The organism is Halomonas salipaludis (assembly GCF_002286975.1).
Classification (GTDB): domain Bacteria; phylum Pseudomonadota; class Gammaproteobacteria; order Pseudomonadales; family Halomonadaceae; genus Franzmannia; species Franzmannia salipaludis.
Genome location: NZ_NSKB01000003.1, coordinates 41,588 through 53,948 on the forward strand (window position 1 = coordinate 41,588; position 12,361 = coordinate 53,948).

The 12,361-nt window shown below is 62.0% G+C and carries 12 protein-coding genes; 3 read left to right on the plus strand and 9 right to left on the minus strand.

Annotated elements, in window-relative coordinates:
* Positions 1-29 precede the first annotated feature (29 nt).
* The 3 genes from metC to CK498_RS07800 are packed head-to-tail and all read right to left on the minus strand — an operon-like array spanning position 30 to position 3,404.
* On the minus strand, positions 30-1,202 hold the full coding sequence (gene metC, locus CK498_RS07790) for a cystathionine beta-lyase (RefSeq protein WP_095620319.1): 1,173 nt from the start codon (positions 1,200-1,202) through the stop codon (positions 30-32).
* Positions 1,203-1,224: 22 nt separating this feature from the next.
* Entirely contained in the window at positions 1,225-2,802 is a 1,578-nt protein-coding gene (locus tag CK498_RS07795; RefSeq protein ID WP_095620320.1) for a rhodanese-like domain-containing protein, read from the minus strand.
* Positions 2,802-3,404: a cysteine dioxygenase family protein gene (locus CK498_RS07800; RefSeq protein ID WP_095620321.1), complete on the minus strand. Its 603-nt coding sequence runs from the start codon at positions 3,402-3,404 to the stop codon at positions 2,802-2,804. Before CK498_RS07800 ends, CK498_RS07795 begins: the two co-directional genes overlap by 1 nt.
* A gap of 102 nt (positions 3,405-3,506) precedes the next feature.
* Here CK498_RS07800 and CK498_RS07805 point away from each other — a divergent pair, with 102 nt between their 5' ends.
* A complete protein-coding gene (locus tag CK498_RS07805) occupies positions 3,507-4,403 on the plus strand; it encodes a LysR substrate-binding domain-containing protein (RefSeq protein ID WP_095620322.1) in 897 nt (298 codons plus the stop codon).
* Here CK498_RS07805 and CK498_RS07810 read toward each other — a convergent pair.
* The 4 genes from CK498_RS07810 to CK498_RS07825 form a co-directional block, all read right to left on the minus strand.
* Positions 4,372-5,880, minus strand: a complete 1,509-nt coding sequence (locus tag CK498_RS07810; RefSeq protein WP_095620323.1) for a tripartite tricarboxylate transporter permease — start codon at positions 5,878-5,880, stop codon at positions 4,372-4,374. The genes CK498_RS07805 and CK498_RS07810 overlap by 32 nt on opposite strands.
* A gap of 33 nt (positions 5,881-5,913) precedes the next feature.
* Positions 5,914-6,369 (minus strand): tripartite tricarboxylate transporter TctB family protein, encoded by a 456-nt coding sequence (locus CK498_RS07815; protein ID WP_095620324.1) that lies wholly within the window; start codon positions 6,367-6,369, stop codon positions 5,914-5,916.
* Complete coding sequence (locus CK498_RS07820; RefSeq protein WP_095620325.1) at positions 6,366-7,322, minus strand: Bug family tripartite tricarboxylate transporter substrate binding protein; 957 nt, start codon at positions 7,320-7,322, stop codon at positions 6,366-6,368. The genes CK498_RS07815 and CK498_RS07820 overlap by 4 nt, the downstream gene beginning before the upstream one ends.
* Positions 7,323-7,535: 213 nt before the next feature.
* Positions 7,536-8,411: a LysR family transcriptional regulator gene (locus CK498_RS07825; protein ID WP_229359006.1), complete on the minus strand. Its 876-nt coding sequence runs from the start codon at positions 8,409-8,411 to the stop codon at positions 7,536-7,538.
* A 129-nt stretch (positions 8,412-8,540) separates the two neighbouring features.
* On the opposite strand from CK498_RS07825, the gene CK498_RS07830 reads away from it, so the two are divergent.
* Complete coding sequence (locus tag CK498_RS07830) at positions 8,541-9,536, plus strand: YeiH family protein (protein WP_095620327.1); 996 nt, start codon at positions 8,541-8,543, stop codon at positions 9,534-9,536.
* Between the two features lie 94 nt (positions 9,537-9,630).
* Here the strand turns inward: CK498_RS07830 and CK498_RS07835 are convergent, their stop codons facing one another.
* Positions 9,631-10,848, minus strand: a complete 1,218-nt coding sequence (locus tag CK498_RS07835; RefSeq protein WP_095620328.1) for an ABC transporter substrate-binding protein — start codon at positions 10,846-10,848, stop codon at positions 9,631-9,633.
* 217 nt (positions 10,849-11,065) lie between these two features.
* On the opposite strand from CK498_RS07835, the gene CK498_RS07840 reads away from it, so the two are divergent.
* On the plus strand, positions 11,066-12,106 hold the full coding sequence (locus tag CK498_RS07840) for a C45 family autoproteolytic acyltransferase/hydolase (protein ID WP_095620329.1): 1,041 nt from the start codon (positions 11,066-11,068) through the stop codon (positions 12,104-12,106).
* Here CK498_RS07840 and CK498_RS26140 read toward each other — a convergent pair.
* A complete protein-coding gene (locus CK498_RS26140) occupies positions 12,103-12,345 on the minus strand; it encodes a hypothetical protein (protein WP_095620330.1) in 243 nt (80 codons plus the stop codon). The two genes, CK498_RS07840 and CK498_RS26140, sit on opposite strands and share 4 nt — an antisense overlap.
* Between the last annotated feature and the right edge of the window lie 16 nt (positions 12,346-12,361).

Sequence of the window (12,361 nt, forward strand, 5' to 3'; positions counted from 1 at the left end):
GCGACGCGCCGGGGCGCTGGCAGCAGTTCCTACGCCACTTGTACGGCTGCCCAAGCCTGCTCGAGATCCGCTTTTAGATCATCGACGGCCTCTAGGCCGACATGCAGGCGCAAGCACGGGCCTCGCGACGCCCAACGGGTATCCAACTGACGGGCGGCGGCGATGTTGCATGGCAAGGCAAGGCTCTCGAACCCTCCCCAGGACGAACCGATAGCGAATAGCGTCAGTCTATCCACGAGAGTGTCGACCCGCTGGGCCGGAGTGTCCGCGCTGAACTCCACCGTCAACAAGCCGTTGCCACCGGTGAAATCACGCTGCCATAGCGCATGGCCAGGATGCTCTGGGCGCGATGGCTGATGCACACGCACCACCTGGGGCTGGCCCACCAGCCACTCGCCAAGCTCCCTGGCCTGCCGGTCATGCGTCTCCATGCGGCAGGCCAGGGTACGCACCCCGCGCAACGCCAGGTAGGCATCGTCGCCACCGATGCTCTGCCCCATGGTGATCGCCGTCTCACGTAGCCGCTGGCCGATATCACCATTCGCCGTCACACTGCCCAGCATGACATCCGAGTGCCCGACCAAGTATTTGGTCCCCGCCATCAGAGAGACCGCGGCACCATGCGCTAGAGGCTGCATGCGGATCCCACTCGCCCAGGTATTGTCTACGGCAAGTGGAATCCCCCGCTCGTTGGCGATAGCGGCCAGTGCCGGGAGATCCTGCATCTCATACACCAACGATCCCGGCACTTCGGTATAGATCAAGCGGGTATCGTCGCGCAGCGTTGCCACGAGGTGCTCGGCGCTGCCGTCGAAGTAATCGACCGCCACGCCCCAGGGCCGTAGCCACCCTTCCACGATACGGCGCACCGGCTGGTAGACGCTATCGGCAATCACTACGTGCGCCCCAGGCCCCAACAAGCTCATGAATACCAGGTTGATCGCAGCGACACCGGATGGCAGCAGCTGAGTGTGTTCGCCGTGTTCAAGGCGCGAAATGGCATCTTCCAACGCGTAGGTGGTAGGCGTACCGCGACGTCCATAGCTGAACATCCGCTCACCTTGCTCACGGCGCTGCTTGGTGTCACGCATCTCCGCCAACGACTCGAAGGTCACCGTACTGGTCCGCACCACCGGAGGGTTGACCGGGGCGGGACGCTGCTCAGGACGAGCCACGTGAATCAGATCAGTCTCTAGTTGCATGCTTTGCTTCCTCTCGGCACGCCTAAAGCGCAAAAGTGGCACGTTCCTGTTCATCCAACTGGGCCAGCAAGCCGGTCTCCCAGGCGAGATAGCGGCGGGAGGCCTCCAAGTTGCCGTCATGGCGATCATGAACGAAGAACAGGTAGTCGATACAGTCAGCATCGCTAGGGTCATTCGGGGTGCTTTCCAACTCAATGCCTTGCTGTTGCCAGGCATCGAGGTCATCCTGCAGCCAGCCGATCCGATCGAACCCCCATGCCTCGAGATCCGGCGCCAGACATGCCGCCCCCTCCGCATCACCAACCAGTACCACCGGGTGGCTGGTATCGGCATCGTCCAGTTGATGTTCGAGCAGGGCCCGGTTGATCCAGCGCGCTCCGGGCAGGTGCCCGAGACGAAACTGCATGCCGGGACGTACGTCCAGCGTCAGCGTCAGTGGATCGAGGGCAGTGTCGAGGTTAGTGACAGCCGGAGGAGAAGGTGGCCGGGCACCACCACGCGCAGCGTTTTCGGTCCAAGGCGCCAATGCTGCCCAATGCTGCGTGCCGCCACTCAGCCAAGTGGCCTCGAAGCCCATCAGGACCAGCCAAGCCGCTATGACGGGGGCACGGCACTCATCGTCATCGACCAGTACCAGTCGAGCACCGTGAACGCCGACCCAATGATCGGTGGCCTGGATCAGCTGCCCGCCCGGGGCATGCACAGCCCCCGCAAGAGTGGCTTGCCGGTACTCTTCGGCACTACGCACGTCGAAAAGATAGGTGGTGCGCTGATCGTCCTCCAGCCAGGTCCTCAGCGTCTGTGCATCGATCGCCTGAGCCCCACGCGCTTCGGCAAGCCGTCGCGCGGCGGCGCCGTTCGGTGAACCGGGGATGACCTCAGCGGGATAGTGGCGGTTGCTTCCATGTTCTAGCTCGAGGCCAGCCAGCCGCCACCCCTGGGTACCATTTTGCAGTGCGAAGACAGGGTTCTCGAGCCCCAACCATTGCAAGGTCTGAGCGCCGATGATGCTGCGGGTGCGCCCCGCGCAGTTGATGACCACCGGCGTCGAGGTGTCGCCATCGAGCATGGTTGGGAGTCGCTTGACCAGCTCGCCATTAGGGCAACAAATACTGCCGGGAATGTTCATCTTGCGGTATTCATCGAGCGGACGCCCGTCAATGACGTGGACGCACTTCCCTCGTTGCAGCCAATGAGCCAGCGTCGATGCCGCGATCGATGGGGTGTGGTAATGCTCATGTACCAGCTCACCGAACGTCTTGCTCATCACGTTGACGCCGGAAAAAACGCCATGGCCCGCCTCTTTCCAGGCCTCGACGCCCCCAGCCAACCATGACACGTCACGGTAACCAAGATCGCTCAGGCACTGCCTGGCATGGCGAGCACGTCCTTCGTCTTTCTCGTCCATGACCACGACGCTCACCGAGCGACGCGGCACCAGTCGGCCAATGCCAGCTTCGAGCCGGCTGAGGGGCAGGTTGACGGAATGAAAGGGATGTCCCATGCCATACTCGCCGAACTCACGAATATCGAGAAAGGCTATTTCCCGCCCCGGGGTCGCCAGGTGCTGCTTGAGTGCACAGGGCGTCATCGCACTCATCAACGAGCCCCCTGCTGGCGTGTCTTGACGCCGATATCCATGATCCGGCAAGTACCCGCATCCACATCGAAGGCGATACGTTCTGTCAGCGTCTCCAAGGCTCGTCCATAGAGATGCAGATGCCGAATCGGGGTCTCGCCTTCTATCATCACCGAGTGAATGTCATCGGGCATCATAGCAATACCCTGGCCGGGGCCGATAACGACCTCCCGATCCACTTCGAGCGTCGCTCTACCAGCGATCAGGCCATCGTCGAGGCGCCGGTAAAGCGTATTGCTTTCTTCGCCCTCAACGGCAGCGATACATGCCCAGGTCGTGTGGTTGTGCGGTGGAATCCGCTTACCGGGCCGCATGACATTGAGATAGAGCGCAATGGTCTGATCGTCTTGCTGGTCGATCAGATAGCGAGCCTGGCGTTCATCCTCTGCTGGTGGCGGAAAGTCCTCGGCGTTCCAGAATTCGCCACATGCCGCTAATTGCTTGAGCTCGAAGAGTATGTCGTCAAGCGCCTGGCGACTCAGTTGCTGTTGATCGAGGACGTGTCGTACGCGATCGAGAACGTCGTTCACCGCCTGCTGGCGAACCGTCTTTGCATGCACCATGAATTTATCCCGTAGTGATGAGAACACCTCTACAAGGTACTGCAACAAACTTTAGAAATATAATAAGCTTTAAAGAACAAAACATAAGTAGGGGTTAACCATATGCGCCATCTGGATCTATCTCTGTTGCGAACGTTCGTGGCTATCTGTGATGAAACCAGCTTTGCCAAGGCCGCCCACAAGGTACATAAATCCCAACCGGCGATCAGCCAACAAATGGGGCGTCTGGAGAGCGAGCTACAGGTGGCTCTGTTCGTCAAACGAGGACGCCAGAAGCAGCTCACTGCGGCCGGCATACGCCTCGAAGAGTATGCTCGGCGCCTGTTGGCCCTGCATGACGAACTCTGGGCTACCCTACACGACGAGGAGCTCAGCGGCCCCGTCCGAATAGGGGCCCCGGCGGATATCGCCGATACCGTGCTACCGGGGATTCTACAAAGCTTCGCGCGTGCCAACCCGCGCTTGTCGATGGCAATCCATGTGGGTCGCAGCCCAGACTTGATGGATATGCTGTTCGCCGGTGAGCTGGATCTCACCATCTCCACCCGCGAGGCCCCGGACTTCCCACATATAGTGTTGCGCAACTCGCCAGTAGTATGGATCGCAGCCAGCGACTACCAGTTCGACAAACTCGGGCCACTACCCCTGGTGCTCGCCGACGAGCCGAGCATCTTCCGGCGTATCGCCCTGGAGGCGCTACAGGAGCATGGGCAGAGCTACAAGGAGAGCTACATCTCGCCCAACCTGGCGGGTATCAAGTCGGCGGTGCGCGCTGGGCTCGGCATCACCGCGCGCAGCATCGAGGTCGTGACACCGGAGTTCCGCGTCTTGAGCGAACGCCAGGGGTTGCCGCCGCTACCCAACGTCAACTTCTACCTTTATCTTCGCGACGACAATCCCAGCGAGGCGGCCACCAAGCTCTACCAGCTACTGGCGAGCCAGGTCGGCGGCGCTGCTTCGCCAGCGCCTAGCCCGGCACTTGGCGACGCCGCCGGATGATAAGCTTGCCGAGTGGCCACACCATGAAAATCAAGGTGAAGAGCAGCATGGCAGCACTCAGTGGCTGAGTGACGAAGTATGCGACCGAACCGCCCGACAGCGACATGCTCTGAAAGAACGCACGCTCAATGACCGGAGCCAGCACCAGGGCCAGAATGAAGGGTGAGAGGGGTACCTGGAGCCGGTTGAACATGAAACCGATAATACCGAAAGCCACAGCGACCATGATACCGAAGACGCTATTGCCAATGGCGAAGGCGCCAGTGAAACAGAGACAAGCAATAGCGGCAGCGAGTAGTGCCCGCGGCACCGACCGGATCATGTTGGGAATGATGCGGGCCAACAACAGCCCAAGGGGAAACATCGCAAGGTTTGCAATCAAGAAACATATGACGATGAGGTAGGCAATATCAGGTGTATCGGTAAACAGCGAAGGGCCCGGCCGCAATCCTTGGATCAACAATGCTCCCAGGAAAAGTGCGGATGTCGAATTCCCCGGGATGCCCAGGGAGAGCAAGGGCACCATGGAGCTGGCGACGACCGAGTTGTTAGCCGCTTCCGGGGCGGCGATCCCCTCCGGCAGCCCCTGCCCACAGCGTTCGCCAAACTTGCGACGTACCCGCTCGTAAGCCATGTAGATGGCAACTAACATTCCTGCCCCGGGGAGAACGCCCACCAGGTTGCCGAGTGCGGAGGCATTCAACCAGGTCGGCAGCAACCTACGCACCATACTCCATGGAAGCAGCATGTCGGCGAAGCGCACCGGCACTTCGTCAGCGCCCTTGTCGCGCGCATTGGAACGCTCGCTCGACAACATCTCGAACACCACACTCAATCCGAAAAGGCCGATGAGAATAGGCGTGAGGGGCAGTCCCTCGTACAACCAGAAATTTCCGGACGTGAAGCGCGGATAGCCCGACTCGGGGCTCATGCCGATCATGGCCACCAGCAATCCCAACAGACAGGCAAGTGCGCTCTTCATGGCATTCCCGGCGCCCATCCCAACGACGGTCGACAGCCCCAGGATGCACAGCGCAAAGTACTCTGCTGGCCCAAAGCGTAGCGCGTACTGCGCGAGAATCGGCGCAAAGAAAATCAACACCAACGCTGACAGCGTACCGGCAAACGTCGAACTGTATGTCGCAATCCCCAAGGCCTGACCCGCTCGCCCCTGCCGTGTCATGGCATGGCCGTCAACAGCAGTTAGCACGGAGGAGGCCGTGCCGGGGATCTTCAACAGAATGGCGGGGAAGGCGCCGCCAAAACACGCCGAACAATAGACGCCAACCAATAATGGAAACGCGATATTAGAAGGCAGCGCGAAGGTAATTGGCACTAACACGGCCAGCGTGATGGTGTCATTAAGGCCTGGGATGGAGCCGACCACCAGGCCCAGCGAAACACCGGCCAAGAGACTCAAGAGTGGCCACAAGGAAAAGGCATGCGCTCCAGCAGCCAGCAGAGCCGAGTAATCCATGATGCGTTCCTCTCGGAGAGCTAGAGTGGGACGTTATGCGCTGAAGAGTGCGAAAACAGGACCGGGCAACGGCACGCCGAGCAGCCCCCCGAATATGGCCCCCACCAGGATGACAAACAGCAAGGCAGTTGCGACTAACCGCAGCCCCGGTGGATACCCCGATAGCACGGCACACCCCACGAACAGCACAAACAGCGCGACATCCGCACCCAGCGAGGCAAACAGCCATAACACCGCAACGAAAACGGCCATCCCCCAGAGCAAGCCGCCAATGCGTACATTGCGCATGTCAGCGCGCTTTCCAGGAAACAGCCATAGGCCGATTCCACAGCCCATCAGCAGCCATCCAAGGATCATCGGCAAGGCTCCTGCCGACGTGGGGTAGCCCTTGGCGATCATCAATACGCCCGCACCCAAGGCCAGACACACCAGCGACAGTCCCCTGTCCAGCCAGTGGCCGGACAGGGCAAAGAGGCGTCGCTGGGTCATGACGCCGTTTCCAGCAGGGGCAACACGCGCAACATCTGCTCAGCGGTCCCTTCCAGCAGCTCGCTGAAGGCATCGCCATCGCGGTAATCGACGCGATATCCTGCCTCCCCCATGCGTTCCACGAAGTCGGGAGAGGTAAGCAGCTCGCCAAGCCGCGCTTCCAACTCCTCTTTTACATCATCCGCCAGGCCAGCGGGCGCAGCGATGCCACGGAACGTCCCCCACTGGAACTCGTGCCCCGTGACCTCCTGGTAGGTTGGCGCCTCGGGAGCGAGGTCGTTGCGCGCTCCATCCAATAGCGCGAGGATGCGAATACTGCCATCTTCCACTGGACCAATGGCTTCGCCTAGCGACATGAACCCTGCCTGCACGTGCCCACCCATGAGCTGGTGTAACTGCAAGGCAGCGCTCGTGTTGTGGACGTAACGGAAGTTCAGCCCCTCCTCTTCGGCCAAAGCCAACGCCGTAACATGGTGCGACGTCGAATCGCCCGGCGTGGCAATGCTGACCGAGTCACTACTCGCTGCATCCAAGAAGGCCTGGAGATCTTCCAACTCACCGTCGGTAGCGGTCACGATAACGCCAGGGTCGAGGTTGAACAGCGCCAGGGGCGTAAAACTATCGAGGTCGTAGCTGACCGGCTTGGTCAACGCGTTGTTGATGACGGAAGATGTCATGGCCAGTAGCGTATAACCGTCGGCGGGCGCCCTACTGACATGGGTCTGGCCGATGACTGCACCGCCGCCAGGCATGTTCTTGACGACGAAACCGTGTCCGTCGAAGACCTCAGGCGCTGCCTCGGCAATGAGTCGACCGGTGAAGTCAACCGCTCCGCCGGGGGCAAAAGGCACGATGTAGTCGATGTTCTTCTGGGGGTAGTCGGCTGCATGAAGCGCACCACTCGACAATCCAGCGAGCAGGACGACAGCGATTCTCAAGGGGATAACTGACATAGTAAGGGTCCTTGGTCGTGTTGTGTTTTATGGGTCGGGACCTTACTAACGCTATCGCCAAACACTTATAAGAACAATTAAACAAAAAATACAAAAGCATAAGCATTGGTTATGCAATATCTTCGCATGCCCTCCCTCACTGGCACACACTCACGTTGCCCTCTTCCTGCCGCGGGGAGCAGAAAACGATCACACTTGCCGGTCACGGACACCTCAACCAAGCCACCGTGGATACTCGAGGCTAAAGACTTTGAACGCCTGCCACAGTGGACTGCGGTAGCGATCAGGATGCCAGAGCAGTGAAAACATCCTGGAAAGCTCCAGGCCACTCTCCAGTGCCACCAGCTCGCCACGCTCGAGCTCCCCCGCCACGCTGAGGCGTGATAAGCACCCTAGTCCGAAGCCAGCCTTGACGGCCTGTTTGATGGCTTCATGCTGGCTCAACTCCATGCGCACCTGCAGCCGTTCCACGCGATGCAGTACAGCGGCCTCGAAGATTTCACGCGTGCCCGAGCCTGCCTCGCGCAATATCCACGGCGTAGCAGCTAGATCGGCGTCATCGAGCCACGCCTTCCCGGAAAGGGGGTGCAGAGGCGAGCAGACGATAACGAGCTGGTCCTGGCACCAGGCTTCGCTAGTCAGACGCGACTCATGGCACTGCCCCTCTATCATCCCGATATCCGCATCGAAGCGCAGCAGGTCGGTTATCACTTCTCCCGTATTGCGCAACCTGAGCCGCAGGTCCACTCCTGGGTGCTGATTACTGAAATGCCCTGCCAAGGGGGGCAACAGGTAGGTGCCAATGGTCGTGCTGGCCGAGATATTGAGCGTGCCTTGCAAGTCGCCTTCGGGTTCTTGAGCCGCTGCCACGAATTCGGCCATACCGTCCAGCAAGCGTTCGGCTCGCGGCAAGAGGTGGCGCCCCAGGTCATTGAGCCGCAAACGTCTACCCAGCCGCTCGAACAGATCAATGCCTAACTGACGCTCGAGGTCGGATAGCGCTTGGCTGGTAGCCGACTGCGATAGACTCAAGCGTCGTGCAGCGGCCACCACCGTGCCCTCGCGTGCCACGGCGACAAAGACTTGCATCTGTCGGAACGTCACATGAGGCGTCATAAATCGGTTCTACCGAATAGCCATATCGTTATTTGATGATAACCATAAGGAATATAACTGCATAGGCTGGTGACGCATACTCCCGGAAGGAATAACGTCATCATGTGGCAAGGTCTATTTCTATGTGGCTCCTTGACCCTGGCAAGCTTTGCGCTAGCCCGCCTGCCCGCACTCGCCGTTAGTGGTATCAGCCCCCTCGTTTTCGCCTTGCTGATGGGCCTCATGGTGGGCAACCTGCCATTCGCACGCCATCTGCCAGATATGCAACCGGGCCTTAAGTTCGCCACCCGCTACCTGTTGCGCGGCGGCATCGTGCTGTTCGGCTTGTCATTGACGCTGCATCAGGTTGTCGCCCTTGGGCCTGGCGTACTATTGCTCGACCTGGTGGTGGTCATCAGCGTGCTGCTCAGCGGCTATTACATCGGCACCCAGGTATTGCGCTTAGACCGTGAGACGGCATTACTGACCAGTGTCGGCAGCGCCATCTGCGGTGCCGCCGCGGTACTTGCCACCGAGACCACCATTCGCTCGCGTCCCGCCGCCGCCTCGATGGCCGTGGCAACCGTCGTGCTCTTCGGCACCCTGGCGATGCTCGTCTATCCCCTGCTCTACCAATTTTCCGGGATGAACGAAGGGCTATACGGCATCTATATCGGCGCGACCGTGCATGAGGTCGCCCAAGTCGTGGCCGCCGGTGATGCGGTGGGCCAGGAGGCACTCGCCAATGCCGTCGTCGTCAAACTGGTACGAGTGATGTTGTTGGTGCCTTTCTTGCTGATCGTGGGGCAGTGGTGGCTGCGCCGGCCAGCCCAGGAGGGAGCAGGTCCAGCGGCCGGTAAACTGGTGATTCCATGGTTCGCCTTCGGGTTCATGGTCATGGTCGGGTTCAATAGTGTCGTCGACTTGCCCAGCAGCCTGCACCAGACATTAGTCATTGCTGGACAGGTAGCCCTGGCCATGGCCATGGCCGCGCTGGGCTTCGAGACACGCCTCGAGAAGCTCAAGGCGTTGGGCATCCGCCCCTTCATTCTGGGCATGATACTGTTCGCCATGCTAATCGTAGGAGGCGGCCTGGCCAGCCAGCTGTTGATGGGCTAGACCTCCAACATCCCCTCGCATCACGACACCGCCCCGGGAGGCTGGCCTCCCGGGGCGGTGTATTGCCCTCCAGTGACGACGGGAAGGTCGAGCCTTACAGCGCTTCGGGATCCAGGAAGCCCTGGCTGACGAAGCTGCCGTCTTCCACCACCATCTCGATCACCACGCCGGGCACGTCACCGTTCTCGTCGAACTCGTGGCTGCCCGAGGCACCCTCGTAGTCGATCTCTTCACCGGCGGCGATCAGCTCCACGGCCTTCTCCCACTCGCCGGGCAGGATCTGCTCGCCGGGGGCGGAAGCGACGCTGCGCAGCGCCTCGGAGAGGCCCTCGCGCTCGGCGCTGCCATTCTGCTCGATGGCCAGGGCCAGCAGGAAGGCGGCGTCGTAGGCCTGGGCGGCGAACACCGCGCTGGGGTCGATATCGGCCTCGGCGGCGAGCGCCTCGAAGGTCTCGGTTCCCGGGGTGTCGGGGCTGCCCGGGCGGGTGGCGATCATACCCTCGAGCACGTCGGCGCCAATCGCCTCGACCAGGCTGTCGCCGACCATGCCGTCGGCGCCCACGTACTGGGTGAACATGCCGCTCTCGTAGGCCTGGCGCAGGATGGTTTGGCCCGAGCCGTCGGCGTAGGCCAGCACCACCAGCGTCTCGCTGCCGCCGGAGGAGAGCGAGCCCAGCTCCGAGCGGTAGTCGGCGCGGCCGTCTTCATGCGCCTCGCTGGCCGAGACCATGCCGCCCTCGGCCTCGAAGGTGGCATTGAAGGCATCGGCCAGGCCCTGGCCATAGTCGTTGTTGACGTAGGTCACCGCGGCGTCGGTGATGCCCTTGCTGACCAGCAACCTGGCCAGCATCTCGCCTTGGAAGGCATCCGATGGCACGGTGCGGAACACCAGGTCGTTGTCGTCCAGGTCGGTGACCGCCGGCGCCGTGGAGGCCGGCGAGACCATCACCACGCCGCCGGGGATGCCGGCGTTGTTGGCCGCGGCCACGGTGGCCCCGGTGCACAGCGCGCCGACGATGGCCGTAACGTTCTCGGTATTGACCATGCGGTCCGCGGCGTTGGACGCCGCCGAGGCATCGGCGCAGGTGGTATCGGCGTTCGGCATCACCAACGTCTGGCCACCGAGGATGCCGCCCTGCTCGTTGACATGCTGCACGGCCAGCTGGGCGCCGTCGAAGATCGGCGGCGTGAGGCTCTCGATGGGGCCAGTGAAGCCGCCCAGGAACCCGATCTTGACCTCGTCAGCCTGCGCCGCACCGATGAACGTGGCGGAGGATGCAGCCACCGCCATCGCTAACAGAGCTTTCTTCATGGTTGTTCTCGCTGTTGCCAGTTAAATTAGTACCTCCATAACTCTGGAAGTGTTTACGCAAAAACACAAGCGCTGCGGCGTTAACGCAAGCGGCCGTTTGAACGTGTCTAGCTTGTTGAAAATCGGTGGGTTTTCATTGCCGCTCCGCGCCGCCCGCTGCACTTCAACGCTGCACGCGGTAGGCTGGGAGAAATTCACTCGCCAAGGAGCGCCCCGCATGCTCGACGTGACCCACCTGCACGGCAGCCGCCGCGCCATCGGCCTGGCCCACGGCCAGCGCCACGCCGCGCAGATTCGCCGCAGCATCGCGGTGTACGACCGGCTGTTCCAGGACTTCGTGGGGCTAGACTGGGCCGCTGCCAAGCGCGAGGCGCAGCGCTTCGTGCCGGCCATCGAGCGCGGCTTTGCGGCGATCCTCGACGAGCTGGCGGGCATCGCCCAGGGCGCCGGCCTCGAGCGCGACGACATCCTCACCCTCAACTGCCGCAGCGAGATCTCGCTGACCCAGGCCAGCGGCGGCTGTTCGGCATTTTCCCTCCATCAGCATGGACACCAGTGGCTGGCTCAGAACTGGGACTGGCGCGCCGACCAACTCGACAACGTGGTGATACTGCGAATCGAAGGCGACGACGCCCCGCCGCTGGTCAGCGTTGGCGAGGCCGGCATGGTCGCCAAGATCGGCCTCAACGCCCACGGCCTCGGCGTATGCCTCAACGCCATCCGCTCACAGACCTGCGGCGACGGCCTGCCGATTCATTTTGCGCTGCGCAAGATTCTCGAGAGCGATGGGTTCGCCAGCGCCCGGCGCATCATCGAGGAGGACCGCGTCGCCTCGCCGGCGCATTTCCTGGTCGCCAGCGCCGACGGCCAGGCCGCCGGCTTCGAGGTCCAGCCCGGGCCGCCTGGCGTGCTCGAGCCCAGCGAAGGGCGTGTGACCCACACCAACCACCTCTACGCCGAGGCCGCCACCGCCTGCGTGGCCGACTTCCCCAAGCCCGACTCCCACGTGCGGCTGCGCCGCCTCGATGAGCTGCTCGACCCACCGCCAGCGGCCAGCGTCGGCGCGCTGTTCGAGGTCCTCAGCGACCACCACAACGCGCCCATGGCGATCTGCAAGCACACCGACCCGGGCATGCCCGAGGCCGAGCGCATGGAGACCCTGTTCGCGGTGGTGATGACCCTCGACGAGCGCACCCTGCACCTGCGCCACGGCTACCCCTGCGAGGCCGAGGAGACGCTGAGCGTCAGCCTCGCTTAGCCCAGCAGGGTGCCCAGATCGCTCTTGAGGTAGCGTTCGGTGGTCAGCAGGAACCGGCGGCGGACCAGCTCGTGCACCGCCTCCTCGTGCTGCAGCGCCAGCAGCACCTGCTGCTCCTCGGAGAGCGGGTCCGCTCGGCGCGGACGCTGCCAGGCCAGGCGTACCGAGCTCGAGGTGGCATCGCAGACCTGCAGCGACGGAGTAGGCCCCTCGCAAGGGGTATTGGCGTTGTATGTCATCGCGGCCTCCTTGACA

Bases quoted from the DNA above. Each gene is read 5' to 3' on its own strand.
- metC (WP_095620319.1), bottom strand. From the start codon at position 1,202: ATGCAACTAGAGACTGATCTGATTCACGTGGCTCGTCCTGAGCAGCGT.
- CK498_RS07795 (WP_095620320.1), bottom strand. From the start codon at position 2,802: ATGAGTGCGATGACGCCCTGTGCACTCAAGCAGCACCTGGCGACCCCG.
- CK498_RS07800 (WP_095620321.1), bottom strand. From the start codon at position 3,404: ATGGTGCATGCAAAGACGGTTCGCCAGCAGGCGGTGAACGACGTTCTC.
- CK498_RS07805 (WP_095620322.1), top strand. From the start codon at position 3,507: ATGCGCCATCTGGATCTATCTCTGTTGCGAACGTTCGTGGCTATCTGT.
- CK498_RS07810 (WP_095620323.1), bottom strand. From the start codon at position 5,880: ATGGATTACTCGGCTCTGCTGGCTGCTGGAGCGCATGCCTTTTCCTTG.
- CK498_RS07815 (WP_095620324.1), bottom strand. From the start codon at position 6,369: ATGACCCAGCGACGCCTCTTTGCCCTGTCCGGCCACTGGCTGGACAGG.
- CK498_RS07820 (WP_095620325.1), bottom strand. From the start codon at position 7,322: ATGTCAGTTATCCCCTTGAGAATCGCTGTCGTCCTGCTCGCTGGATTG.
- CK498_RS07825 (WP_229359006.1), bottom strand. From the start codon at position 8,411: ATGCAAGTCTTTGTCGCCGTGGCACGCGAGGGCACGGTGGTGGCCGCT.
- CK498_RS07830 (WP_095620327.1), top strand. From the start codon at position 8,541: ATGTGGCAAGGTCTATTTCTATGTGGCTCCTTGACCCTGGCAAGCTTT.
- CK498_RS07835 (WP_095620328.1), bottom strand. From the start codon at position 10,848: ATGAAGAAAGCTCTGTTAGCGATGGCGGTGGCTGCATCCTCCGCCACG.
- CK498_RS07840 (WP_095620329.1), top strand. From the start codon at position 11,066: ATGCTCGACGTGACCCACCTGCACGGCAGCCGCCGCGCCATCGGCCTG.
- CK498_RS26140 (WP_095620330.1), bottom strand. From the start codon at position 12,345: ATGACATACAACGCCAATACCCCTTGCGAGGGGCCTACTCCGTCGCTG.